General features: G+C 72.6%; 24 protein-coding genes. 13 read left to right on the forward strand and 11 right to left on the reverse strand.

Going from position 1 to position 25138, the window contains the following annotated elements; translation table 11 throughout:
• The first annotated feature begins 36 nt into the window (after positions 1-36).
• The gene (locus tag AB0E88_RS13110; protein ID WP_361628569.1) at positions 37-798 is read left to right on the forward strand and encodes an SDR family oxidoreductase; all 762 of its coding nucleotides are present in this window, start codon (positions 37-39) and stop codon (positions 796-798) included.
• Between the two features lie 46 nt (positions 799-844).
• Here the strand turns inward: AB0E88_RS13110 and AB0E88_RS13115 are convergent, their stop codons facing one another.
• Positions 845-1267, reverse strand: coding sequence for a hypothetical protein (locus AB0E88_RS13115; RefSeq protein WP_361628572.1), 423 nt, complete (start codon positions 1265-1267; stop codon positions 845-847).
• Between the two features lie 33 nt (positions 1268-1300).
• On the reverse strand, positions 1301-2707 hold the full coding sequence (locus tag AB0E88_RS13120) for a cytosine permease (RefSeq protein ID WP_361628575.1): 1407 nt from the start codon (positions 2705-2707) through the stop codon (positions 1301-1303).
• 121 nt (positions 2708-2828) lie between these two features.
• Between AB0E88_RS13120 and AB0E88_RS13125 the strand changes: the two genes are divergently transcribed.
• The gene (locus AB0E88_RS13125; protein WP_361628578.1) at positions 2829-3671 is read left to right on the forward strand and encodes a MurR/RpiR family transcriptional regulator; all 843 of its coding nucleotides are present in this window, start codon (positions 2829-2831) and stop codon (positions 3669-3671) included.
• Positions 3672-3763: 92 nt separating this feature from the next.
• The gene (locus AB0E88_RS13130) at positions 3764-4348 is read left to right on the forward strand and encodes a hypothetical protein (RefSeq protein WP_361628581.1); all 585 of its coding nucleotides are present in this window, start codon (positions 3764-3766) and stop codon (positions 4346-4348) included.
• A gap of 12 nt (positions 4349-4360) precedes the next feature.
• Here AB0E88_RS13130 and AB0E88_RS13135 read toward each other — a convergent pair whose 3' ends face one another.
• The 5 genes from AB0E88_RS13135 to AB0E88_RS13155 all read right to left on the reverse strand — a co-directional run bounded on the left by AB0E88_RS13135 (position 4361) and on the right by AB0E88_RS13155 (position 8225).
• Positions 4361-4735 carry a hypothetical protein gene (locus tag AB0E88_RS13135; RefSeq protein WP_361628584.1) on the reverse strand — a complete coding sequence of 125 codons (375 nt, stop codon included), beginning with the start codon at positions 4733-4735 and terminating at the stop codon, positions 4361-4363.
• 15 nt (positions 4736-4750) lie between these two features.
• On the reverse strand, positions 4751-5224 hold the full coding sequence (locus tag AB0E88_RS13140; RefSeq protein ID WP_361628587.1) for a roadblock/LC7 domain-containing protein: 474 nt from the start codon (positions 5222-5224) through the stop codon (positions 4751-4753).
• A gap of 58 nt (positions 5225-5282) precedes the next feature.
• Positions 5283-6272 (reverse strand): transcriptional regulator, encoded by a 990-nt coding sequence (locus AB0E88_RS13145; protein ID WP_361628590.1) that lies wholly within the window; start codon positions 6270-6272, stop codon positions 5283-5285.
• Positions 6269-6673: a hypothetical protein gene (locus tag AB0E88_RS13150; protein WP_361628593.1), complete on the reverse strand. Its 405-nt coding sequence runs from the start codon at positions 6671-6673 to the stop codon at positions 6269-6271. The genes AB0E88_RS13145 and AB0E88_RS13150 overlap by 4 nt, the downstream gene beginning before the upstream one ends.
• A 166-nt stretch (positions 6674-6839) precedes the next feature.
• A complete protein-coding gene (locus AB0E88_RS13155; RefSeq protein ID WP_361628596.1) occupies positions 6840-8225 on the reverse strand; it encodes a diaminopimelate decarboxylase in 1386 nt (461 codons plus the stop codon).
• 172 nt (positions 8226-8397) lie between these two features.
• Here AB0E88_RS13155 and hutU point away from each other — a divergent pair, with 172 nt between their 5' ends.
• Genes hutU through hutI form a run of 4 tightly spaced genes read left to right on the forward strand, consistent with a single transcriptional unit; the run spans position 8398 to position 13818 of the window.
• Positions 8398-10062 carry a urocanate hydratase gene (hutU, locus tag AB0E88_RS13160; RefSeq protein WP_361628599.1) on the forward strand — a complete coding sequence of 555 codons (1665 nt, stop codon included), beginning with the start codon at positions 8398-8400 and terminating at the stop codon, positions 10060-10062.
• Complete coding sequence (locus AB0E88_RS13165; RefSeq protein WP_361628602.1) at positions 10059-11276, forward strand: allantoate amidohydrolase; 1218 nt, start codon at positions 10059-10061, stop codon at positions 11274-11276. The genes hutU and AB0E88_RS13165 overlap by 4 nt, the downstream gene beginning before the upstream one ends.
• Entirely contained in the window at positions 11273-12610 is a 1338-nt protein-coding gene (locus AB0E88_RS13170; protein WP_361628605.1) for a formimidoylglutamate deiminase, read from the forward strand. The genes AB0E88_RS13165 and AB0E88_RS13170 overlap by 4 nt, the downstream gene beginning before the upstream one ends.
• Before the next feature lie 38 nt (positions 12611-12648).
• Positions 12649-13818: an imidazolonepropionase gene (gene hutI / locus AB0E88_RS13175; protein ID WP_361628608.1), complete on the forward strand. Its 1170-nt coding sequence runs from the start codon at positions 12649-12651 to the stop codon at positions 13816-13818.
• A 30-nt stretch (positions 13819-13848) separates the two neighbouring features.
• On the opposite strand, the gene AB0E88_RS13180 is transcribed toward hutI, so the two are convergent.
• Together AB0E88_RS13180 and AB0E88_RS13185 are read right to left on the reverse strand one after the other, a co-directional pair.
• A complete protein-coding gene (locus AB0E88_RS13180) occupies positions 13849-15390 on the reverse strand; it encodes an RICIN domain-containing protein (protein WP_361628611.1) in 1542 nt (513 codons plus the stop codon).
• Between the two features lie 133 nt (positions 15391-15523).
• On the reverse strand, positions 15524-16393 hold the full coding sequence (locus AB0E88_RS13185; RefSeq protein ID WP_361628614.1) for an RNA polymerase sigma factor SigF: 870 nt from the start codon (positions 16391-16393) through the stop codon (positions 15524-15526).
• A gap of 249 nt (positions 16394-16642) precedes the next feature.
• Here AB0E88_RS13185 and AB0E88_RS13190 point away from each other — a divergent pair, with 249 nt between their 5' ends.
• Together AB0E88_RS13190 and AB0E88_RS13195 are read left to right on the forward strand one after the other, a co-directional pair.
• Entirely contained in the window at positions 16643-17044 is a 402-nt protein-coding gene (locus AB0E88_RS13190; protein WP_361628617.1) for an STAS domain-containing protein, read from the forward strand.
• Positions 17045-17249: 205 nt separating this feature from the next.
• A complete protein-coding gene (locus tag AB0E88_RS13195; protein WP_361628620.1) occupies positions 17250-17732 on the forward strand; it encodes an ATP-binding protein in 483 nt (160 codons plus the stop codon).
• Positions 17733-18445: 713 nt separating this feature from the next.
• Here AB0E88_RS13195 and AB0E88_RS13200 read toward each other — a convergent pair.
• Complete coding sequence (locus AB0E88_RS13200) at positions 18446-19984, reverse strand: oligopeptide:H+ symporter (RefSeq protein WP_361628623.1); 1539 nt, start codon at positions 19982-19984, stop codon at positions 18446-18448.
• 744 nt (positions 19985-20728) lie between these two features.
• Between AB0E88_RS13200 and AB0E88_RS13205 the strand changes: the two genes are divergently transcribed.
• Entirely contained in the window at positions 20729-21406 is a 678-nt protein-coding gene (locus AB0E88_RS13205; RefSeq protein ID WP_020940464.1) for a response regulator transcription factor, read from the forward strand.
• 89 nt (positions 21407-21495) lie between these two features.
• Positions 21496-22773 carry an ATP-binding protein gene (locus AB0E88_RS13210; protein WP_361628626.1) on the forward strand — a complete coding sequence of 426 codons (1278 nt, stop codon included), beginning with the start codon at positions 21496-21498 and terminating at the stop codon, positions 22771-22773.
• Positions 22774-22800: 27 nt separating this feature from the next.
• Here the strand turns inward: AB0E88_RS13210 and AB0E88_RS13215 are convergent, their stop codons facing one another.
• Complete coding sequence (locus AB0E88_RS13215) at positions 22801-23304, reverse strand: GtrA family protein (protein ID WP_361628629.1); 504 nt, start codon at positions 23302-23304, stop codon at positions 22801-22803.
• 175 nt (positions 23305-23479) lie between these two features.
• Here AB0E88_RS13215 and AB0E88_RS13220 point away from each other — a divergent pair, with 175 nt between their 5' ends.
• The gene (locus AB0E88_RS13220; protein ID WP_361628632.1) at positions 23480-24619 is read left to right on the forward strand and encodes a 5-(carboxyamino)imidazole ribonucleotide synthase; all 1140 of its coding nucleotides are present in this window, start codon (positions 23480-23482) and stop codon (positions 24617-24619) included.
• A 20-nt stretch (positions 24620-24639) separates the two neighbouring features.
• The gene (gene purE / locus AB0E88_RS13225; RefSeq protein WP_361628678.1) at positions 24640-25137 is read left to right on the forward strand and encodes a 5-(carboxyamino)imidazole ribonucleotide mutase; all 498 of its coding nucleotides are present in this window, start codon (positions 24640-24642) and stop codon (positions 25135-25137) included.
• Position 25138: the final 1 nt, after the last annotated feature.

The raw sequence follows: 25138 nt of genomic DNA on the forward strand, positions 1-25138 counted from the left end.
GGAGAGGCCCCGGCCGCGGATCACGAGGAGCACCGCATGTCGTACGAGAACCTCTCCGGCCGTACCGCCGTCGTCACCGGGGCCGCCAGCGGGATCGGGCAGGCCGTCGCCGCGCTGCTGGCCGCCCAGGGCGCGCGGGTCGCGCTGTGGGCGCGGCGCGGGGACCGGCTGGAGGCGGTCGTGGAGAAGATCCGCGCCGACGGGGGCGAGGCCCTCGCCGTCGTCGCCGACGTCACCGACGAGGAGTCCGTGGCGCGTGCCGCCGACGCGGTGCGCGCCGCTTACGGCCGCGTCGACCTGGTCGTGAACAACGCCGGTGTCATGCTGCCCGGGCCCGTCGAGGACGGCCGCATCGACGAGTGGCAGCGCATGCTCGACACCAACGTCACCGGGGTGCTGCGGGTGATCCGCGCCTTCACCGCCGACCTGGTCGCAGCGGCCGCCGAGGGCGCCACCGCGGACCTGGTGAACATCTCCTCCATCGGCGCGCACATCCCGTTCCCCGACTACGCCGTCTACGGCGCCACCAAGGCGGCGGTCACCTATCTCTCGCAGTCCCTGCGCACCGAGTTCGGGCCGCGCGACGTGCGGGTGACCAACATCGAGCCGGGGCTGACCCAGACCGAGCTGAAGACGCACGTGAGCCACGCGGAGCTGGCCACGCAGCTGGACGGCATGTTCGAGGCGCTCGGCGGCCTGGCGGCCGAGGAGGTCGCCGATGTCGTCGCCTACGTCACCAGCCGCGCCCGGCACATCAACCTGCGGCAGATCATGGTGCTGCCCACCCGCCAGGCGTGAGCCGGGAGCGGGTCCGCTCCTCCTGCCCTCCTCCTGCCGGGGTTCGCTACTCCTGCCAGTCGGAGTCCCGCTCGGCACGGCGGCGGCCGAACAGGGCGGCGTTCGAGCGGGCCGCCTGCACGAAGTTGACCCCGACGACGCCCGCCCAGGAGACGACCAGGCCGCTCAGCCCTGCCTGGGTGGCCGCGATCGCGGACAGCGGGATGGCGAGCACGAGCGAGATGATCCCGAAGCCGAAACGCTCCGCCCAGGAGTCCGACGCCGGCGCCGAGCGGGCGCCGCGCGCCTGCGCCATCTGCTGCTCGGCCAGCTGCCGGCGCACCCGGCGGTCCACGGCCGCGTCGACCCGCTGGTCGACCTTCTCCAGGAAGGAGTCGACCAGCGCCGACTCGTACTCCTCGCCCAGTTCCCTGCGCGCGTGCAAGGTGGCGTCGAGTTCCTTCTTCAGCTCCGTGTCGTGGGCGTCCATCACCGTCTCCCGTCGCGTGGTCCGGCGTCCACGCTAGGGAGTGCGGGCCTCCCGCGCACTGGGGACAACCCCCGTCTTCGCCCGGGGGTCCGCCGGGCGCCGGGAGATCAGCAGGAACAGTACGGCCGGGACGACCAGGCCGACGATCCAGGAGATGTCGGCGCCGCCGAGCGGCTCGACCAGCGGGCCGGTGTAGAAGCCGGTGGCCAGGAACGGCAGCTGCGCCACCAGTCCCGCCCCGTAGACCGCGAGGGTGCCCCAGCGCCAGGCGCCGTAGCGGCCCCGTGCGTCGAACAGGGCGGGGATGTCGTAGCGCTCGCGGGAGACCAGGTAGTAGTCGGCGAGGTTGATCGCCGACCACGGGGTGAAGAAGGTCAGCAGGAACAGCAGGAAGTCCTTGAAGGAGGCCAGGAAGCTGTCCTTGCCGGCGAGGGCGACCGCGGTGCCCGCCACCATGATCAGCGCGATGTAGGCGGCCCGGCCGCGCCGTGACAGCACCGCCCTGCCGCTGAAGCCGCTGACGCTGGTCACCATCGACATGAAACCGCCGTAGGTGTTGAGCACGTTGATGGTCAGCTTGCCGAGCGCGATGACGAAGTAGAAGAAGGACGCCACCATGCCGGTGCCGCCGAGCGCGACGACATAGCCGACCTGGCTGTCCAGGAACTTCTCGCCCGCCGTCGCCGCGACCAGCACGCCGAACGTCATCGACCACTGGCTGCCCAGCGCCGAGCCGGACAGCGTCCACCAGAAGGTGGCCTTCGCGGAGGTGGTGCGCGGCAGATAGCGCGAGTAGTCCGCCACGTACGGGCCGAACGCCAGCTGCCAGGACGCCGACAGGGACATCGCCAGCAGGAACATCGGCAGCGAGAAGTGCGCGTCGTGCAGCAGGGCGGTCAGGTCGGCGCGGTCCAAGAGCCGGATGCCGAGATAGACGAAGGCGAGCGCGCAGATGGTGCTCGCGATCCGGCCGAGGGTGTGGATGATCCGGTAGCCGACGGTCGCCATGACCCCGGTGACCAGGGCGAACACGATGATGCCGGTGGTGTCGTCCGTGTGCGTCAGCCGGCCCACCGCCTGTCCGGCGAGCACGCTGCCGGAGGCGAAGAAGCCGACGTACATCACGATCACCAGCAGCAGCGGGACCACCGCGCCGCGCACGCCGAACTGGGCGCGGGACTGGATCATCTGCGGCAGGCCCAGCTTGGGTCCCTGCGCGGAGTGCAGGGCCATCACCGCGCCGCCGAGCAGGTTGCCGAGCACCAGGCCCACCAGCGACCAGACGACGTCGCCGCCGAAGACGACGGCCAGCGCGCCGGTGACGACGGCGGTGATCTGCAGGTTGGCGCCGAGCCAGAGGGTGAACTGGCTGAAGGCCGTGCCGTGCCGTTCCTCGTCCGGTACGACGTCGATGGAGCGCAGTTCGACGAGTTGAGCCATGCGTACTCCCCGGTCGGGCTGTATAACCGTATGCAGGGTTCACTTAGACTGAATAAATTGTCAATGCCTCGGCGCTGTACTCTCCCGAGGCGGCGAGGACCAACCGAAGGGGGAGCACGTCATGAGCGCGACCGACAGCCCGGCGAGCCGGTTGCAGGCCCTCTTCGAAGGGCACCGGCTCACACCGACCCAGCGGCGCATCGCGCACAGCATGGTCCGCCGCGCCGCCGACGTGCCCTTCCTGTCCAGCGTGGAGCTGGCCGAACTGGCCGGGGTCAGCCAGCCGTCGGTGACCCGCTTCGCCGTCGCCCTCGGCTTCGACGGCTACCCGGCGCTGCGCCGGCACCTGCGCGAGGTCGTCCCCGCCGAACCGGCCGCCGACTCCGCGTCGTACAACGAGTACCAGCAGGCCGTCGAGGCGGAGATCGCGAACCTCCGGCACCTCGCCGACCTCCTCGCCGACCCGCGCCCCGTGCAGAAGGCCGGCCGTGTCCTCGCCGCGTCCCGGCCGCTGCCGGTGCTGGGCCTGCGCGCCGCCGCCTCCCAGGCGTACGGCTTCGCCTACTTCGCCGCCAAGGTCCACCCGGACGTCCGGCTGCTCAACGAGGGCGGCACGATGATCCACGACCGGGTCGACGCGGCCGTGCACGCCGGCGCCACGGCCCTGCTGTGCTTCGCGCTGCCCCGCCATCCGCGCGAGGTCATCGAATCCCTGGAGTACGCCCGGGAGGCCGGACTGACCGTGGTCACGGTCGCCGACTCCGCCTTCGCGCCGGTCGCCAAGGTCTCCGACCTGCTGCTGCCGGCCGCCGTCGGCACCGGGCTCGCCTTCGACACCGCCTGCGCGCCGATGCTGCTCGGACGGGTGCTGCTGGAGGCGATGGCCGACGAACTCCCCGATGCGCAGGCCCGGTTGGAGGACTTCGACGCGAAGGCCGCGGCGCGCGGGCTGTTCGTGGAGTGACGACCCGGCAGTTCCGCCCGTTCTCAGATTCGTCTCACGTTCTGCCGCTACCTTTTCCGGCGGCTTGAAGGAACGTGACACGGGAGGCTGACGTGGCGCGCGGAGGACAGGGACTCGCCCGGGTCGCCGTCGTCGTACGGGCGGGAGCGGCACCACTGGGCTGGCTCGGACTGATCGCGGCCGGGGCCGGGGCGGTGCCGCAGGGGCTGACCGGCCGCCGGATCGGGCTGTTCGCGGGTGCGGCGCTGTATCTGCTCGCCGCGGCCGGGGTGGCACTCGCCCGCCGTGGGCGCTACGCCGCCCTCGCCCGCGGGGCCGCCCGCGCGGGCAAGTACGACATCCTGCGGGACCGCGCGGTGACCGTGCGCGCCTGGCGCCGGGGACACCGCTGGTGGCTGCTGCTCGCCTTCGCCGCCGCCCTCGGCTCCGCGTTCGCCGTGCCGGTCGCCGGCGGGCTGCTGCTCGCCGGGTGCGGCACCGGGCTGTGGCTGAAGGCCGCCTGGCTCGGGCGGCGGGAGCGGGCCGGGGAAGCGCTGCTGTGGGTGCGCGTGGACTGGCTCGACCGGCGCGGCGGGCGGCCCGCCGGCCCGGTGGTCAGGGCCTGGCGCGGCACGGGCATCGCGGCCGGCGACGCGGCCCCGGGCGGGGCCCGTCGCCGTCCCGCGGCGCTGGTCTGAGCGACCGGGTTCTCAGACCTCGAGCTCCTGCTCGATCTTCTTCAGCTGGTGGCGGGCCATCGCCAGGTTGGCCCGCTTGGCGTCCAGCACCAGGTAGAGGAAGAGCCCGTTGCCGCTGCGGCCGCTCAGCAGGCGGATCAGGTGGTACTGGTCGGACAGCGTGATCAGGATGTCCTCGATCTCCGTCTTGAGGCCGAGCATCTCCATGGTGCGCATCTTGGCGCGGATCACATCGGTGTTGCCGGCGGCGGCGACGTTGAGGTCGAACGTCTTGCTGCCGCCCATCGTGCCCAGCGCCATACCGCTGGTGTAGTCGACGAGGGCGACACCGGTCGCGCCTTCGATCGAGGCGAGGGCTTCCTTCAGCGCGGTCTCAGTGGTGGCCATGACGGTGGTTACCTCTCAGCTTTCGGTGGTGGCGCGCGGATCGACCGCCCGGACGGGCAGCGGGCGCGCGGTTTCCTGGGGTGGGATCGAGGGACGGGCGGGCGCCTGTGCCAGCGCCTCGTGGGCGTCGACCAGTTCGCCGACACGGGCGCCGGCGCGGCGGCCCTCCAGATGCAGCCGGCCGACGTTGACGCGGTCCTCGGTGAGCAGGGTCAGCACGGCGGTACGGCCGGCCGCGTAGGTCGCGACGTAGCCCTGCGCACCGCGGATCAGCAGTTCGCGGAACTCGCCCCGGCCGGTCGCGTCGGTCATGCGGATCGCGACCGCGAGCGTGGTGGCGGTGAGCGCGGACAGCCCGTCGGGTTCGACGCCGGGGGCGTCATGGGCGAGGACCAGGCCGTCGCGCCCGGCGGCGATGGCGCCGGTCAACTGGGGGAGGCGGGCGCGCAGCCGGTGGAGCTCGGCGAGGATCTCTGGCTCGGCCGCCATCAGGTGTCTCCTCTCGGTCGGTGAGTCGGTGGTGGGCTCTCCACGGGGGCGTGGCCGGTCAAAGGGCCTCCAGCGCATCCCTGACCCTCTTCAGCAAGGCGATGTGGGGATCGAAGTCGTCGGAGACGACGGCCGGCGGCGGCGCGGCCGCGGGCGGCGGCTGCGGCGGCGGCGAGAGCAGCCCCGCTGCGGCCAGCCGGCGCACCTCCACCAGCGTCGGGAAGGCCCGCCGCCCCAGCGCCAGCGCGATGTCCGGCGCCGTGCGCACCCCGTCGACCAGGGCCAGTACGGCCGCCTGGCGGGCGGTGACCGCCGGTGCCGCGACCGGGTCGGTGCGCACCAGCGGCGCGCCGTCGGCGAGCGGGTCCGGCCACAGCCGGTGCAGCAGCGCCCGCCGGCGCAGCACCTCCCGCTCCACGGCGGCGACCGGCACCGCGGGCAGCGCGTCGCCGAGTTGTGCCTCGCCGGTTCGTGGGACGGGCAGCGCGTCGCCGGGCAGTGCGTCGCCGGGTCGTGCGCCAAGCCGCGCCTCGCCCGGTCGTGCGCCGGGCAGTGCGTCGTCGGGTCGTGCGCCGCCCCGTTCGTCTGCCCACGTGTCGTCGGCTCGCGCGTCGGCCCGCGTGCCGGTCCGCGCCGTGGTGGCGTAGTGGAAGCGGCCCGGGCTGCTGCTCGGCGCGAGGGCGAAGTAGGCGGCGTCGTACAGCGCCTGTAAGTGGCAGATCTCCATCCCGGCCCAGGACAGATGACCGGCGTCCACCAGCAGCCGCGCGGTGCCCGCGGGATCGCCCGCCACGCCGGCCGCCGCCCACCACTGCTCGGCGCTGATCGCGCCCTGCGCGGTGAGCAGTACGCCCGGGCCCGGTGCGTAGGGGCTCTCCGCGTGCACCACCATCCCGTCCGCGAGATGCAGCGTGCCGCCCTCGCGGACCAGGACCCCGGTGGCGCGCTCCGCGGCGAGCCGGGTCAGCATCGGCGACACCCCGCCCGCGGGCTCGTGCATCGCCTTGTCCCGGACCGGCAGCGGGGGAGGGGCCTCGACCACGGTCATCCCAGCACCAGCCGGCCGGCCATCTCGCCCAGCCGGATGCGGGCCAGGGCGAGATTGCCGTCGGCGCGGCCCAGCCACAGGTGCAGCACGGCGCCACTGTCGAACGGTGCCGGGACGAACCGCAGCAGGTGGTAGCCGTCCCGGTTGCTGACGATCACGTCCTCCACCGGCGGGTCGGCGTCGTCCGTCCCGCCGCCCCCGGTGTCCTCGGCGGCGAAGGCCGGCTGTTCGGCGGCCAGCCGGGCCAGCTCCGCCACCTCCGCGGCGGCGGCCTCGGGGTCGCCCCCGGGGAACTCCCCGACCACGCCCAGCGCCAGTCCGCTGGTCCAGTCGACCAGGGCCGCACCGCGCGCGCCGGGCAGCCGCATGGCCTCCAGCAAGCACTCGTCGATTCCGGGCACGTCGCTCCCCTCCGCCTGGCATCCGGGCGAGTGACGACGACACTACGCACCGTACGGAGGGCCGGTGAGCGTTCTGGCATTTTCCAGCGGAACATGCGGAGCGCGGACTAGTGTGGGTCAACTGAGCGCATGTTCGGGTCTGTTGACCCGTTCGGGGGAGGGGTGTTCAGCCGCGCCCCGAAGCTCGCAGGGTGGTGAGCGCCTCGGCGTGCGCCCCGCCGGACTCGGCGACGATCTCGGCGAGCGTCTGCGGCTCCCGCACGACCGCGAAGGCCACGCCTTTCTCCCCTTCGGGCGCGAAGCCGTAGATGCCGGGCCGGGCCAGGGAGTTGTAGGCGTAGTGGTGCGCGAAGTAGTACGCACCCGTGTCCAGCGCCGCCGCGTGATCCCCCTGCTCCAGCAGGGGCAGGGCCTGCTCCCGGGCCAGCAGGTCCCCGGCGAAGCAGGCCGGCCCCGCCACGTCCTGCACGACGGCCGGGCCCTCCTTCGGGCGCCCCTTCGCGTCGTACGCGGCGATCCTGAGCGGCCAGGCGCCCGGCGCGTACACGGTGCGCGTGGCCACCTGCACGCCCGCGTGCGTCACCGCCACCGGCCGCCCGCCCGCGCTCTTGGCGTACTCCACCCGCGCCACCACCGTGCCGTGCTTGGCCAGCAGCGACCGGCCGAACTCGGTGACCAGCCCGTACCGCCCGTCGAACAGCCCCGGCACGGTCTCGGCCAGCAGCCGCGCGTACTCGGCGTACGTCGGCGTCGCCGCGTCGGAGGCGAAGTTCACCGGCAGCCCCCCGCCGATGTCGAGGGTGTCGATCTGCCGCCGTCCCACCCGCGCGTTGATCTCCTCCGCGAGTGCGTAGGTCTCGGCCACCCCATGGGCCATCAGCGTCAGCGGGATGCCCTGCGACCCGGTGTGCGCGTGCAGCCGGGTCAGCCACGGCCGCTCCAGATACGCCCGCACCACCCACTGACGGGCACCCTCGTCGCGCAGCGCCACGCCGAACTTCGAGGTGGCCGTCGCCGTCGACAGCGCCTCGATGGAACCTCCGCCGACCTGCGGGTTCACCCGGATGCCGAGCGGTGAGCCGCTGGAGGCGGTCCGCATCAGGGCATCCAGGCGGTCCAGTTCCTGCGGGTTGTCGGCGTTGACCGCGACGCCCAGCGCCAGCGCCTCGCGCAGCTCGGCCGGCGTCTTGGCCGGCGAGTCCAGCACCGTCGCCGTGGACGGCACCCCGGCCGCCCGCGCCAGCGCCAGTTCACCCGGGCTCGCCACCTCCGCCCCGACGCCCTCCTCCCACAGCAGCCGCAGCACGGGCACCAGCGGGGTCGCCTTCACCGCGAAGGCGTGCAGCACCGGGGTGCCCGGCGCGGCCACCGCCTCGAACGCCGCCCGCAGCTCGGCCGCCGACTCCCGGATGCCGGTGACGTCGAGCAGCCCCACCAGCGGTGCGCCGGGGCCCAGCAGCCCCTGCTCCACTGCCGCCGCTACCGCCTCGTCCCGCCGCGCCCCGCGCTCCCGAGCGCCGGTGTCGATGTCGGTGTCGATGTCGTGCTCCACGGATCGCCCCTCCTGCCGTCCCGGTGTCTCTTCCCGACGTGCCCGCCGTGCCTGCCGGGCCTGTCTCCAGCCAAACACCCGCGGCGCGCGGACGCGGCCGCTCCACGGTGTTGACTAGTTCTATTCAGAAAGCGAGGATGTGAATAGTCGTAGTACCAGCAGGAGGCAGACCATGTCGGGACCCCGCCCCGTACGAGCACCGCGCGGCACCGAGCTGAGCGCGCAGGGCTGGCAGCAGGAGGCCGCCCTGCGCATGCTGCAGAACAACCTCGACCCCGAGGTCGCCGAGCACCCCGACAAGCTCGTCGTCTACGGCGGCACCGGCAAGGCCGCCCGCGACTGGCGCTCCTTCGACGCGATGGTGCGCACCCTCCAGGGCCTCAAGGCGGACGAGACCATGCTGGTCCAGTCCGGCCGCCCGGTCGGCGTCATGCAGACCCACGAGTGGGCCCCGCGCGTCCTCATCGCCAACTCCAACCTGGTCGGCGACTGGGCCAACTGGGAGGAGTTCCGCCGCCTGGAGCAGCTCGGCCTGACCATGTACGGCCAGATGACCGCCGGCTCCTGGATCTACATCGGCACCCAGGGCATCCTCCAGGGCACCTACGAGACCTTCGCCGCCGTCGCCGCGAAGAAGTTCGGTGGCACCCTCGCCGGGACCATCACCCTCACCGCCGGCCTCGGCGGCATGGGCGGCGCCCAGCCGCTGGCCGTGACGATGAACGACGGCGTCGCCATCTGCATCGACTGCGACCCGCGCGCCATCGACCGCCGCATCGAGCACCGCTACCTCGATGTGCGGGCCGACTCCCTCGACCACGCCCTGACGCTCGCCACCGAGGCCCGCGACCAGCGCAAGCCGCTGTCCATCGGCGTCCTCGGCAACGCCGCCGAGCTGGTCCCGCAGCTGCTCGCGATGGGCGCCCCCATCGACATCGTCACCGACCAGACCTCCGCCCACGACCCGCTGGCCTACCTGCCCGTCGGCATCGCCTTCGAGGACATGGCCGACGCCGCCGCCAAGGACCCGGCGGGCTTCACCACCCGCGCTCGCGAGTCCATGGCGAAGCACGTCGAGGCGATGGTCGGCTTCATGGACGCCGGCGCCGAGGTCTTCGACTACGGCAACTCCATCCGCGGCGAGGCCCAGCTCGCCGGCTACGACCGCGCCTTCGCCTTCCCCGGCTTCGTCCCCGCCTACATCCGCCCCCTGTTCTGCGAGGGCAAGGGCCCCTTCCGCTGGGCCGCCCTGTCCGGCGACCCGGCCGACATCGCCAAGACCGACAAGGCGATCCTCGACCTGTTCCCGGAGAACGAGTCGCTGGCCCGCTGGATCAAGATGGCCGGTGAGCGCGTCCACTTCCAGGGCCTGCCCGCCCGCATCTGCTGGCTCGGCTACGGCGAGCGCGACAAGGCCGGCGAGCGCTTCAACGACATGGTCGCCTCCGGTGAGCTGGCCGCGCCGATCGTCATCGGCCGCGACCACCTCGACTGCGGCTCCGTCGCCTCCCCCTACCGGGAGACCGAGGCCATGCTCGACGGCTCCGACGCCATCGCCGACTGGCCGCTGCTGAACGCCATGGTCAACGTGGCCTCCGGCGCCTCCTGGGTGTCGCTGCACCACGGCGGCGGCGTCGGCATGGGCCGCTCCATCCACGCCGGCCAGGTCACCGTCGCCGACGGCACGCCGCTCGCCGGCGAGAAGATCCGCCGCGTCCTGACCAACGACCCCGGCATGGGCGTCATCCGGCACGTCGACGCCGGCTACGACATCGCCGAGTCCGTCGCCGACGAGCGCGGCGTGCGGGTGCCGATGCGTGAGGGTGACGGGGCGTGAGCTTCCACAGCATGTGGGCGGAGTTGCTGCCGATCGGCCGCGACTCCGCCTCCGGCGGCTACCGGCGCTACGCCTGGACCGGCGCCGACGCCGACTGCCGGGCCTGGTTCCGGCAGCAGGCGCTGGACCGGGGTCTGACCTACGAGACCGACCGCAACGGCAACCAGTGGGCGTGGCTCGGCGACCCGAACGCCGGGGACGCCGTCGTCACCGGCTCCCACCTGGACTCCGTCCCCGACGGCGGCGCCTTCGACGGGCCCCTCGGCGTGGTGTCCTCCTTCGCCGCCCTGGACGAACTGCGCGACCGGGGAGCGCAGTTCACCAAGCCCCTCGCCCTGGTCAACTTCGGTGACGAGGAGGGCGCCCGCTTCGGCCTCGCCTGCGTCGGCTCCCGGCTCACCGCCGGACAGCTCACCCGAGAGCAGGCCCACCGCCTCACCGACGGCGACGGCGTCACCCTGGCGAAGGCCATGGAAGCCGCCGGCTACGACCCCGACGCCATCGGAGCCGACCCCGAGCGGCTCGCCCGCATCGGCGCCTTCGTCGAACTCCACGTCGAGCAGGGCCGCGCCCTCGACCTGAGCGGCGACGCCGTCGGCGTGGCCAGCGCCATCTGGCCGCACGGCCGCTGGCGGTTCGACTTCCGCGGCGAGGCCAACCACGCCGGCACCACCCGGCTCGCGGACCGCCGCGACCCGATGCTGCCGTACGCGCAGACGGTCCTCGCCGCCCGCCGCGAGGCCGAACTCGCCGGCGCCGTGGCCACCTTCGGCAAGATCGCCGTCGAGCCGAACGGCGTCAACGCCATCCCCTCCCTGGTACGCGGCTGGCTCGACTCCCGCGCCCCCGGCCAGGACACCCTCGACACCGTCCTCGCCGGCATCGAGAAGGCGGCCCGCGAGTACGCCGACGCCCACGGCGTCGACCTGGACGTGGTCCGTGAGTCCTTCACGCCCGTCGTCGAGTTCGACCACGCCCTGCGCGACGAACTCGCCCGCCTCCTCGGCCACGACGGCGAGCTGACCGTGCCCGTCCTCGGCACGGGCGCGGGACACGACGCCGGGATCCTGTCCGGGAGCATCCCGACCGCCATGCTGTTCGTACGCAACCCCACGGGCGTCTCGCACTCCCCGGCCGAGTCCGCCGCCGAGGACGACTGCGTGGCCGGAGTGCACGCCCTCGCCGACGTACTGGAAGGACTGGCCTGCCGGTGACCCACGGGACGTACTGGCTGGAACACGCCTGGCTCGACACGAACGTCGAGCCGGGCGTCGCCCTCGACATCACGGACGGCCGCATCACCGCCGTCCACACCGGCGTCGCCATCCCGCCGCCCGGCGCCGAGGTCCTGCGCGGACTGACCCTGCCCGGTCTAGCCAACGCGCACAGCCACGCCTTCCACCGGGCCCTGCGCGGCACCGTGCAGGTCGGCTCCGGCACCTTCTGGACCTGGCGCGAGGTGATGTACTCCGTCGCCGACCGGCTCACCCCCGACACCTACCACGCCCTCGCCCGCGCGGTGTACGCCGAGATGGCGCTGGCCGGCATCACGGCCGTCGGCGAGTTCCACTACGTCCACCACGCCCCCGGCGGCACCCCCTACACCGACCCCAACGCCATGGGCGAGGCGCTGATCGCCGCCGCCGCCGAGGCCGGTATCCGCATCACCCTGCTGGACACCTGCTACCTGTCCGCCGGATTCGGCGCCGCGCCGAGCGCCCACCAGCTGCGCTTCTCCGACGGCACCGCCGCGGCCTGGGCCGAACGCTGTTCACTTCTCAAGGAACACGATCACGCACGGATCGGAGCGGCGATCCACTCGGTGCGGGCCGTGCCCGCCGACCAGCTGGCGACCGTCGCCGCCTGGGCCGAACAGCGGCGGGCCCCGCTGCATGTGCACCTCTCGGAGCAGACCGCCGAGAACGACGCCTGCCGTGAGGCCCACGGCCGCACCCCCACCCGGCTCCTCGCCGACCACGGCGTGCTCGGCCCGCGCACCACCGGCGTGCACAACACCCACCTCACCGACGAGGACATCGCACTGCTCGGCGGCTCCGGCACGGGCACCTGCATGTGCCCCACCACCGAACGCGACCTGGCCGACGGCATCGGACCCGCCGTCGCCCTGCAGCGCGCCGGCTCCCCGCTCTCCCTCGGCTCCGACAGCCACGCCGTCGTCGACCTGCTCGAAGAGGCCCGCGCGATGGAGCTGAACGAACGGCTGCGCACCCGCACCCGCGGCCACTGGACCGCCGCCGCCCTGCTGCGCGCCGCCAGTGCCGACGGCCACGCCGCGCTCGGCTGGAGCGACGCGGGCACCCTGGCCCCCGGCGCCCTCGCCGACTTCACAACGATCGCGCTGGACTCGGTCAGGACAGCGGGACCACTGCCGCGCCTCGGCGCCGAGACGGCCGTATTCGCCGCGACGGCAGCGGACGTACGCCACACGGTCGTGGGCGGCCGGCACGTCGTACGCGACGGTCACCACTCACTCGTACCGGACGTGCCCCAGGCACTCGCGAGCGCCGTCGACGCCCTGCGCGGCTGACCCGGCCGACCCCCATCCAGGCCCACCACGAGGACACCATGAGTACCGTCATCACCAACATCGCCGCGCTGGTCACCAACGACCCCTCCCTCGGTGACGGCTCCCCCCTCGGTCTGATCCAGGACGCGGCCGTCGTCGTCGACGGCGACCGCGTTGCCTGGACCGGTACATCAAGCAAAGCACCCGCCACTGACAACCGGGTCGACGCCGGCGGCCGGGCGGTGATCCCCGGCTTCGTCGACTCCCACTCCCACCTGGTCTTCGCGGGCGACCGCACCCAGGAGTTCAACGCCCGCATGTCCGGCCGCTCCTACAGCGCCGGCGGCATCCGCACCACGGTCGCCGCCACCCGCGCCGCGAGCGACGCGGAACTCGAGGCCAACCTCACCCGTTACCTCGACGAGGCCCTGCGCCAGGGCACCACGACCTTCGAGACCAAGTCCGGATACGGCCTGACCGTCGAGGACGAGGCCCGCGCTCTGCGCATCGCCGCCCGCCACACCGACGAGGTCACCTACCTCGGCGCGCACATCGTCTCCCCGGACCACGCCGACGACCCGGCGGCCTATGTCGACCTGGTCACCGGCGCGATGCTGGACGCCTGCGCACCGCACGCCCGCTGGATCGACGTCTTCTGCGAGAAGGGCGCCTTCGACGGCGACCAGGCCCGCGCGATCCTCACCGCCGGCAAGGCCAGGGGCCTGCTCCCGCGCATCCACGCCAACCAGCTCTCCCACGGCCCCGGCGTCCAGCTCGCCGTCGAACTCGACGCCGCCAGCGCCGACCACTGCACCCACCTCACGGACGCCGACGTCGACGCGCTCGCCAACAGCTCCACGGTCGCCACCCTGCTGCCCGGCGCCGAGTTCTCCACCCGCGCCCAGTGGCCCGACGCGCGCCGCCTGCTCGACGCCGGCGCCACGGTCGCGCTGTCCACGGACTGCAACCCGGGCTCGTCCTTCACCTCCTCGGTGCCCTTCTGCATCGCGCTCGCCGTCCGGGACATGGGTATGACCCCCGACGAGGCCCTGTGGTCGGCCACCGCGGGCGGCGCTGCGGCCCTGCGCCGCGACGACATCGGCAGCCTCACCCCCGGCGCCTACGCCGACCTGGCCGTCCTCGACGCCCCCAGCCATGTCCACCTGGCCTACCGGCCGGGTGTCCCGCTGGTCACGGAGGTCTGGCGCCGCGGCAAGCGCGTCGCCTGAGCGGGCGGCCGCGCGGGCGGGCCGTGCGCGTCAGCGCGCCCCGGCCCGCCAGCGCTGGCCCGCGCTCCCGTCGAGGGGCTCCAGGGACAGCCCGTCGCCCCAGCCCGGGGTGAGGGCCCTGCCGAGGTCGATCACCGGGCGAATCGCCCCGTCACCGTCCACCACGAACCGCAGGTTGTCCCCGTTGCGCCCGTAGAGCGCACGGCACTCCCAGATCCCGGCCCCGCGGTCCACGTCCCCGCGGCTGTCCAGGCAGAAGTCCGGATCGGCGTACGACTGGAGGGCGTTGTGCTCGGCGTCGTAGCGCCAGCGCTGGGTGGGGGAGGGGCCGCACGGGGCGGTGACGACGTCGTTGCCCTCCTCGAAGGAGCCGTCGCGCACGTCCAGGCACTGGCCGGTGGCGGCGTTCACCACCTGCGCGTAGGTGCCGTCCGGCGGACGCGGCGCGGGAGGCCGCGGGGTGGGCGCCGGCCTCGGCGCGGCCGTGTGCGTGGGCGAGGCGGACGGCGACGCGGAGACGGAAGAAGGGGACGGCGAGGCGGACGCCTGCGTAGGGGACGGCGACGGTGACGGCGACGCCGAGACGGTCGTCGTGGCCGTCACCGTCACCGGCGGCGCGACCGTCGGCGTGGTGACCGCGCTCGCCCGGTCCTGGGCGGGCTGCTCGGCCGGTTTCAGCAGCAGCACCAGCAGCGGGACCAGCGCGACGCCGAGCGCGGCCGAGGCGAGCGCGACCCGGCGGGCGGGCCGCCAGTCATGCTCCTCGGGAAGGGGAAGCGGCCCGGGGCCGGCGGCCTCCTGACGTATGTACGCCGCGCCGCCCCACGGCAGCAGTCCCTCGGCCAGCGCCGCGGCGGGCGTCTCGTACAGCGCGGCCAGCTCCTCGCGGGCGGCCGTGCAGGAGGCGCAGTGCGTCATGTGGATCCGCAGATCGGCGCTGTCGCGGGGGTTGTCGGGCCGTACCGACTCCTCGATCAGACGGCGGAAGTCACCGCAGTCCGGGTCGGGTGAGGCGGCCAGGCGCTGCCGCAGAGATGCCTGCGCCAGGGTCTTCAGCGCGGGGGCGGTGCCGTGGACGACGTCGGCGGGGCTCATGCCGACGAGCGCTGCGGTGCGCTCGGCCGTCTCCCGCTCCAGCACGCCGTACCAGATCAGGCCTTGGGTGCGCGGGGGCAGCGAGCGGAAGGCGGGGAGCATCGCGGGGGCGGGTCCGTGCGGGCCGGCGCTGCTCAGCACGAGCAGCAAAGAGGGGTCGAGACCGCCCGCGCGTTCGTCCCCGGCCCAGGCGCCGGCCAGCCGGACCGTGAGCAGCAGCAGGTGGTGCAGCCACGGTACGGCGGGATCGATGCCGCGCGCGGTCTCGCGGGCCGCGTGCGCGAACGCCTCCGCCGCCAGCTGCCGGGCCGCCGCGTCACCGGCGGCGCACCGGCGCGCGTACGCGAGGACGCGGCCCAGGTGCCGGCGGCGCAGCTCCTGCAGCGCGGGGTACGCGGTCGCCGTCCCCGTGCGCAGCAGCTCCGTCAGACGTGCCTCGGACGCGTCCGCGTACACCTCCGCCTCGGCCCGGCCCATCCGCCGCCTCCTCGCGCACGTTCGCTGACCTACCGACAAGTAGGGGGCGACCGTAGTGCATGGAGGGGGCGCAGGGGACCCGGGAGGAAGAAGTTTCCCGGGGTAACCCCCGCGAGCGCCGTGGAAAGGCCTGTCACTCCTCGACGGTGAGGCCCTTGCGCAGCCGCACCAGCGTCCGCGACAGCAGCCGCGAGACGTGCATCTGGGAGATGCCGAGCTCCTCACCGATCTCCGACTGCGTCATACCGGCGACGAACCGCAGCGAGAGGATCTGCCGGTCCCGGGGCGGGAGCTCGGCGATCAGCGGCTTCAGCGACTCGACGTACTCGATGCCCTCGAGCCCGTGGTCCTCGTAACCGATGCGGTCCGCGAGCGCGCCCTCGGCGTCGTCGTCCTCCGGCTGGGCGTCCAGCGAGGAGGCGGTGTACGCGTTGGAGGCGGCCATGCCCTCGACGACCTCGTCGTTGCTCAGGCCGAGGCGCTCGGCCAGCTCCGCGACCGTCGGGGCGCGGTCCAGCTTCTGGGCCAGCTCGTCACCGGCCTTGGCCAGGTCCAGGCGCAGCTCCTGCAGCCGGCGCGGGACGCGCACCGACCAGGACGTGTCGCGGAAGAAGCGCTTGATCTCGCCGATGATGGTTGGCATCGCGAAGGTCGGGAACTCGACCCCGCGGGACATCTCGAAGCGGTCGATCGCCTTGATCAGGCCGATGGTGCCGACCTGGATGATGTCCTCCATCGGCTCACTGCGGGAGCGGAAGCGGGAGGCGGCGAACTTGACGAGCGCGAGGTTCAGCTCGACGAGGGTGTTGCGCACGTACGAGTACTCGTGCGTGCCTTCTTCGAGGGACTCCAGCCGCTCGAACAGGGTCTTGGACAGGGCCCGCGCGTCGACAGGGCCCACCTCGTCGTAAGGGGGGATCTCCGGGAGTGCGGAAAGTATGTCCTCCGGAGGGGGTGTCGACGTCGTCGTCCGGGTATGCGAGGCGTCGAGCCGGGGTGACATGAGGTCCTCCATCGTTCTCGGCATATGGCTGCCGAAGCCAGTACGTGCACTGCGGTGTGCGGCGCCTCCAAAGCCGGCCGTGTCGGTTGCGGGGTCCTACTAGGCCTACCCGCTTCGATGGAACGATCGCAAGTGCGTTTCGTTCGGGTATGTCCGTTTGTGTGCACTTGTTCGGGTGTCGGGTCCCGTGGAGAAGGCGTAGTGTTCGAGGTCGTCAGTCAGCAGCCACGACCTCGGGAGTAACACGGCATGGACCGCGGGACGGTCGGCAGCGCACAGTCGGGCCGGCTTCTGGTGGAGGTGCGGGAAGAGGGCTCCAGCGCCGTCGTGACGGCGGCGGGTGAGCTCGACCACCACACCGCCGAACTGCTGCGCGAGCCCCTCGAAGACTGCCTCGGCAAGGGCTTCAGCAGGCTCGTCGTGGACTGCTCGCGCCTGGAGTTCTGTGACTCCACGGGCCTGAACGTGCTGCTCGGCGCCCGCCTGAAGGCGGAGGCCGCCGGAGGCGGGGTGCACCTCGCCGGGATGCAGCCCGTGGTGGCCCGTGTGTTCGAGATCACAGGCGCGGAGGCGGTCTTCACCGTGCACGACTCGGTCGAGGACGCCCTGGCAGGTGACGGCGGCTCCGCACCGCCGGGCGCCGCCGACTGACCCCTCCCGCCCGAGGCCGCGGCCGGAGGTATGTGTACGTCACACCCGCCGCGCCGAACCGGGGGGTGTTCCGTCCGCCGGGTCGGGCAGGAGACATCCTGAACCTGTCGAGCCATCGACGGAACCATCCCCCGTCGAGCCACGTAGTGAGTCGTGAACCGAAGTCTTGAATCCTGAACTGGTGAATCGGTGAGGTGAAGCGCTGATGAGCACCACCCGGCCTTGTTCGCCGGGCGACCGCGGCCCGGAGCCCAGCGGCGCTTCCGGGGCGTCGACGGGCCGTCAGGTCCGCACGCTGAGCTTCGACGACCAAAGCGGTGTCGTTCCGCTCGCCCGCGATTTCGCCCGTCAGGCGCTGTACGCGTGGGGGTGGCTGCCGGCCGCCTCCGCGGACCAGCGGGCCGCGGCCGAGGACGTGCTGCTCGTCGTGTCCGAACTGGTCACGAACGCGTGCCTGCATGCCGAGGGGCCGGACCGGATGGAACTCACCTGTGACAACAAGGTGATCCGCATCGAGGTGGCCGACCGCGGCACGGGCCAGCCGGCCCCCCGCACCCCCCACCGCGCGGGCCGCCCCGGCGGCCACGGCATGTTCATCGTCCAGCGGCTGTGCCTCGACTGGGGCGTCGTCCGACTCCCGGGAATCGCGGGCAAGAAAGTCTGGGCAGAACTGGGCGCCCCCGCGTAGCGCTCCGCGGACCTCGCTGGCCTACGCGCCCGTCGCCGGGCTCCTCCCCGGCCGGGGGCGCGTTGCCGTGTGCGGATGCGTCGCGGCTGGTCGCGCAGTTCCCCGCGCCCCTGAGTGTCCGCGGTCGCCGTCCGCCCCAGACGGACCGCCCGCCCCCGCAGCCCGACCCGGGAGGGACGACGGTCCGCACCCGCGTACGGCGGGAAGGGGCCGGGCCCTCCCGGGCCGGGTGCGCGTTGCCGTGTGCGGGTGCGTTGTGGCTGGTCGCGCAGTTCCCCGCGCCCCTAGGTGTCTACGGTGACCGCCGGCCTGAACGGACCGTCCGCCCCGCGCCCCGCACCGGAAGGGCCGACGGCCCGCACCCGCGTACGGCGGGGAGGGGACGGGGTGGGGGGTGTCCGCCCGCAGCGTCCGGCACCGGCACGGGGCGCCGTATCGAGTGACGGGCGGCCGGACCGAGGACGGACACCCCCCACCCCGGCCCCGACCCACAACGCACCGCAGGCGAGACACCAGCCCACCACGCACCGCAACGGGCCGCCGCAGGCAAAAAGGGGCGCGGGGAACTGCGCGACCAGCCACAACGAAACCCGCACAGGCGCCGCAGGCAAACGCGACCAGCCACAACGCACCCGCGGAGCGACCACGCCCCCAGACACCCGAAAGCCGCCGCACCCCCGGAGGGACACGGCGGCCCAGGCCAAGCGGAGACGTCAGCGCACGTCCCCCATCAGCGCCTTCACCTTGCGCCGGTACATGTACACCGCGAACCCGGCCAGCGCCGCGAGCACCGCCTCGCCGAGCACCGCGCCCTTGCCGCTGAGGTCGACCCCGGCGATCGCCGGGTTGGACAGCAGCGAGGTGATCGAGTCGCCCGCGGTGACGGCGAGGAACCACACGCCCATCATCTGGCTGGCGTACTTCGCCGGCGCCATCTTCGTCGTGACCGACAGGCCGACCGGCGAGATGCACAGCTCACCCACGGTCTGGATCAGGTAGATCCCGACCAGCCACATCGGCGTGACCTTGGTGCCGTCGGACGCCATGCCCAGCGGCAGCAGGAAGAAGAAGAACGACACACCGATGAAGAACAGCGCCGCCGCGAACTTCGCGACCGTGCTGGGCTCCTTGCCCTTGCGGTTCAGCCACAGCCAGAACCAGGCCATGACCGGCGCCAGCGCCATGATGAACACCGGGTTCAGCGACTGGTACCAGGACGACGGGAAGCTGAAGCCGAACAGCGAGTCCGCGGCCTTGGTCTCACCGAACGCCTGAACCGTGGAGCCACCCTGGTCGTAGATCATCCAGAACGCGGCGGCGGCGACGAAGAACCAGATGTACCCGGTCATCTTCGACTGCTCGACCGTCGACAGCTCCTTGTCCCGCTTGATGCGCAGCAGCACACCCGCCGGGATGATCAGACCGATGACGGTGAGCGGGATCATCGCCCAGTTCAGCGTGAAGTGGCCGGTGAAGCCGACGACACCGTAGAAGACGGCCGCGATGGCCAGCCACATCAGGCCCTTGCGCAGCCAGGACGCGCGCTCCTCGGCCGCGAGCGGCTTCGGGACGACGTTGCTTTCGGGGGAGAGGTTGCGGGTGCCGAGCAGGAAGGCGGCGAGGCCGATGGCCATACCGACGGCGGCGAGGCCGAAGCCGAGGTGCCAGTTCACTTCCTGGCCGACCGTGCCGATGATCAGCGGCGCGAAGAAGGCACCCATGTTGATGCCCATGTAGAAGATCGTGAAGCCGCCGTCCCGGCGCGGGTCGTCCGGACCGTCGTACAGGTGGCCGACCATCGTGGAGATGTTGGCCTTCAGCAGACCGGAGCCGAGCGCCACCAGCGCGAGGCCCGCGAAGAACGGCGCCTGGCCGCCGGGCAGCGCCAGCACGAGGTGACCGGCCATGATCGTGCAGGCTGCGATGGCCACCGTCTTGCGGGGGCCCCAGACACGGTCGCCGAGCCAGCCGCCGGGCATGGCGAGGAGGTACACCATCGACAGGTAGACGGAGTAGATCGCCGTCGTCGTGGCCAGGTCCATGCCCAGGCCACCGCCCATGCTGCCCTTCTTGGCGTCGGGGCCGCCGGAGAGCAGGTAGACGACGAGCAGAGCCCTCATGCCGTAGAAGCTGAAACGCTCCCACATCTCGGTCATGAAGAGAGTGGCCAGTCCGCGGGGGTGGCCGAAGAAGGTCTTCCCGGAGCCGGGGGTACCCGGCTGGACCGAGGCCTTCGTCAGGCTGGACGCCATGGTCGTTCCTTGCTGGTCGGGACGCGCGGGTTGGAGCGTTGCGCGCCCGGTGGGGGGCAGGCCGGCACCGGCACGGGTCGGTCCGCCCACCCCCACGCCCAGGGGGAGTCCGTTCCGGATCGCGGAACGGGGGACGGCGACCACCGGGATCCACGCCTCTACGCGCGTTGTCGCGCTCGAGGCCCGGCCACAGGTCATTCCTTTCAAGGCCGGCCGCAGCCGGCCCGCACACAAAGAAGACCTTCAGCGTCATTGCTCGCCAAAGGTCCCCGCGGTGCTACAGGCGTTGATTCACCATACGGCAGGACACCGCCCGGTATGGAAGGACTTGAGACGCGGATCACAGACGACCGAGGAACCGCAAGCCCCGTCTCGGCAGTCGATACCAGGATGGCATCCGCCGGTCACACGGCCCGACACCGGGTCCGAGCCGCCCGCAAGACACACGGAACCCGCCCGGAGCCACCCGGAACCGCCCGCGATCTCCCCCATGACGCGACCAGGCGCTATGACGCGACCAGGCGCTGCCACGGGTCGCCCGCGGCCCACTCGCGCCCCGCCCGGACCCGCCCCGGACCCGCCGCAGTCCGCCCCGCCCGGACCCGCCCCGGACCCGCCGCAGTCCGCCCCGCCCGGACCCGCCCCCCGACCCGCCGCAGGCCGCCTGTCCGGGTTGTCCGAAGGTAAGAGCTCCGCATGGCGATCTCACCTCGGGCGTTGCACCAGGCGGACTACCATCACCTCATGACCCGTGTACTGCTCGCCGAGGACGACGCGTCCATCTCGGAGCCGCTGGCCCGCGCACTGCGCCGGGAAGGGTACGAGGTCGAGGTGCGCGAGGACGGCCCCACCGCGCTCGACGCCGGAATGCAGGGCGGCGTCGACCTGGTCGTGCTGGACCTCGGGCTGCCCGGCATGGACGGCCTGGAGGTCGCGCGCAGACTCCGCGCCGACGGCCACACCGTGCCGATCCTGATCCTGACCGCGCGCGCCGACGAGGTCGACACCGTGGTCGGCCTGGACGCGGGCGCCGACGACTACGTCACCAAGCCGTTCCGCCTGGCCGAGCTGCTCGCCCGGGTCCGCGCCCTGCTGCGGCGCGGTGCCGCCGAGCCGCAGCAGCCGCCCGCCACGCACGGCGTGCGCATCGACGTCGAGTCCCACCGCGCCTGGATGGGCGACGAGGAGCTGCAGCTCACGGCGAAGGAGTTCGACCTGCTGCGCGTCCTGGTGCGCGACGCGGGCCGGGTCGTCACGCGCGACCAGCTGATGCGCGAGGTCTGGGACACCACCTGGTGGTCGTCCACCAAGACCCTCGACATGCACATCTCCTGGCTGCGCAAGAAGCTCGGCGACGACGCGGCGAACCCGCGGTACATCGCGACGGTGCGCGGCGTGGGCTTCCGCTTCGAGAAGAGCTGAGCCGGACCCGGCCGAGCCGGCCCGCGGCCGCCCCGGACCCCGGCTGATCCGCCGCCGACCCGCACCAGGCACCTTCAGGACAAGAGGACATGCGCCGTCGTCTCATCCAGTCCACGCTCGCCGTGGTGCTCGTCGTCATCGCCGTCTTCGGTGTGTCCCTCGTGATCGTCGAGACGCGGACGATCAGCAACACGGCGCAGGAGCGGGTGGACTCCGAGGCGCTGCGCCTGGCCAGCGTGGTGGACAGCCGGCTGCTGAGCGCGGCGGGCGTCACCCCGGAGATCCTGCGCGGCCCCGGCATGCAGGACCGCTACGCCGTGGTCAGCATCCCGGGGCGGGCGCCGATCGAGATCGGCACCAAACCCGAGGGCGAGGTCATCCGCTCCAAGGTCCACACGGGCGAGGAGGGCGAGACCGTCGTCGTCGAGGAGCCGCGCTCCACGGTGACGAGGGAGGTCGGCCGCACCCTGCTGATCATCGGCCTGGTCGCGCTGCTCGCGGTGGTGGCCGCGGTGCTGCTGGCGATCCGCCAGGCCAACCGGCTCGCGTCCCCGCTGACCGACCTCGCCGAGACGGCCGAGAGGCTCGGCTCCGGCGACCCGCGTCCGCGCCACAAGCGGTATGCCGTGCCCGAGCTGGACCGGGTCGCCGATGTGCTGGACTCCTCCGCCGAACGCATCGCCCGGATGCTCACCGCCGAGCGGCGGCTCGCCGCGGACGCCTCCCATCAGCTGCGTACGCCGCTGACCGCGCTGTCGATGCGGCTGGAGGAGATCACCCTCACCGACGACCTGGACACGGTGAAGGAGGAGGCGAACGTCGCGCTGACCCAGGTCGAGCGTCTGACGGACGTGGTCGAGCGGCTGCTGACCAACTCGCGCGATCCGCGCACCGGATCCGCCGTCGCCTTCGACCTCGACGAGGTGATCCAGCAGCAGGTCGCCGAGTGGCGCCCCGCCTACCGCAGCGCCGGCCGGGCGATCGTCAGCTCGGGCAAGCGGCATCTGCAGGCGGTGGGCACGCCGGGGGCGGTGGCGCAGGTGCTGGCGGCACTGATCGAGAACTCCCTGATGCACGGCGGCGGCACGGTCGCGCTGCGCACGCGGGTCACCGGCAACCAGGCGGTGATCGAGGTGACGGACGAGGGCCCGGGAGTGCCGTCGGAGCTGGGCGCGCGCATCTTCGAACGCACGATCAGCGGCCGCAACTCCACCGGCATCGGCCTGGCCGTCGCCCGTGACCTCGCGGAGGCCGACGGCGGCCGTCTGGAGATGCTGCAGGCGGCGCCGCCGGTCTTCGGCCTGTTCCTCTCCCGCTCCCAGCCCGCGAAGAAGCCGGCCCGCGACGAGGAACCGACGGTCCGCTGACCGCGGGCGCTACGGGAGAAGGCCGGGTCAGACGCGCTGGCGGGGCCGTGCGGGCCCGGCAGGCCCGGTCGGTTCCAGCACGGACGGGTCCGGGACGGCCTCGCCCGTGGGCAGGGCGCGGAAGACCCAGGTGCGGTAGGACCAGAAGCGGAACAGGGTCGCGACGCCGATGCCGATGAACTTGAAGATGTTGCTCTGCAGCGGGGTGTCCCAGCCGAAGCCGTAGGTCGCCGCGTACAGCACGCCGTTCTCGATGACCATGCCGACCAGACTGAACAGCAGGAACAGGGTCAGCTCGCGGGTGCGCCCGTTCTTGTCGGCGTCGCGGTAGGTGAAGTACCGGAACCCGACGTAGTTGAAGACGATCGACACGACCGTCGCGATGACGCTGGCCCGGACCACCTGCAGGTCGGTCACATGCCGTACGAGGTTGAACACGCCCAGGTTGACGAGCACGCCCGCGCCGCCCACGGCGCCGAACTTGGCGATCTCGCGGACGAGCCGCTGAAGTCCCGAGGTACCGCTTCCCATGGTCGAGCAGGCCCCCAGTCGTTACGGATTCGTCAACCCAGCCATGCTAACCACCCCTAACGGCGGATGCCTGCCAAGTACCCGAGGAGGCCGGTGTGAGGCTTGACGGACGGGGCGGGAGCGGGGTCGGAGGCGCCCGATCCGGCCTGCTCCGCGTGGCCGATACCCTAGGGGTGTGACGTTCCCGGTAGTCGGCATGATCGGCGGGGGCCAGCTCGCTCGTATGACACACGAGTCGGGCATCCCGCTGGGCATCAGGTTCAAGCTCCTCAGTGACACCCCTCAGGATTCCGCGGCGCAGGTCGTGAGCGATGTCGTCATCGGCGACTATCGCGATCTCGACACGCTGCGCGAGTTCGCGCGCGGGTGCGATGTGATCACCTTCGATCACGAACATGTACCCACCGAGCACCTCAGGGCCCTGGAGGCGGACGGCATCCCCGTGCGCCCGGGGCCTGACGCGCTCGTGCACGCCCAGGACAAGGGGGTGATGCGCGCCAGGCTCGACGCGATCGGCATCCCCTGCCCCCGGCACAGGATCGTCTCCGATCCGCAGGACGTGGCGGCCTTCGCGGCGGAGGGGGACGGCTTCCCGGTCGTCCTGAAGACCGTCCGCGGCGGCTACGACGGCAAGGGCGTGTGGGTCGTCGACAGCGTGGAGGAGGCCGAGGACCCCTTCAAGGCCGGCGTCCCGGTCCTCGCCGAGGAGAAGGTCGACTACGTCCGTGAGCTGGCCGCCAACGTGGTGCGCTCCCCGCACGGCCAGGCCGTCGCCTACCCGGTGGTCGAGTCGCAGCAGGTCAACGGCGTGTGCGACACGGTCATAGCCCCGGCGCCCGACCTCGACGAGGAGCTGGCGCTGAAGGCCGAGGAGATGGCCCTGACCATCGCCAAGGAACTCGGCGTCGTCGGCCACCTCGCGGTCGAGCTGTTCCAGACCCGCGACGGCCGCATCCTCGTCAACGAGCTGGCGATGCGCCCGCACAACTCCGGCCACTGGAGCATGGACGGCGCGATCACCTCGCAGTTCGCCAACCACGTCCGCGCCGTCCTGGACCTCCCGCTCGGCGACCCGCGCCCGCGCGCCAAGTGGACGGTGATGGTCAACGTCCTCGGCGGCGACTACCCGGACATGTACTCGGCGTACCTGCACTGCATGGCCCGCGACCCGCAGCTGAAGATCCACATGTACGGCAAGGACGTGAAGCCCGGCCGCAAGGTCGGTCACGTGAACACCTACGGCGACGACCTGGACGACGTGCTGGAGCGCGCCCGTCACGCTGCCGGCTACCTGAGAGGCACCATCACCGAATGAGCCCTGTTGTTGGCATCGTCATGGGGTCGGACAGCGACTGGCCCGTCATGGAGGCCGCCGCGAAGGCCCTCGACGAGTTCGAGATCGCCTACGAGGTCGACGTCGTCTCCGCGCACCGCATGCCCCGCGAGATGATCACGTACGGCGAGCAGGCCGCCGAGCGCGGGCTGAAGGTGATCATCGCCGGTGCGGGCGGCGCCGCCCACCTGCCCGGCATGCTGGCCTCGGTGACCCCGCTGCCCGTCATCGGTGTGCCGGTGCCGCTGAAGTACCTCGACGGCATGGACTCCCTGCTGTCGATCGTGCAGATGCCGGCCGGCGTGCCCGTCGCCACGGTCTCCGTCGGCGGTGCCCGCAACGCCGGTCTGCTGGCCGCCCGGATCCTCGCCGCGCACGACGAGGAGCTGCTGGGCCGTATGCGGGACTTCCAGCAGGACCTCAACGACCAGGCCACGGAGAAGGGCAAGCGCCTGCGTTCCAAGGTCGAGGGAAGCAACGGCTTCGGCTTCGGGAAGTGAC

It is taken from the genome of Streptomyces sp. NPDC028635 (assembly GCF_040637635.1).
GTDB lineage: Bacteria > Actinomycetota > Actinomycetes > Streptomycetales > Streptomycetaceae > Streptomyces.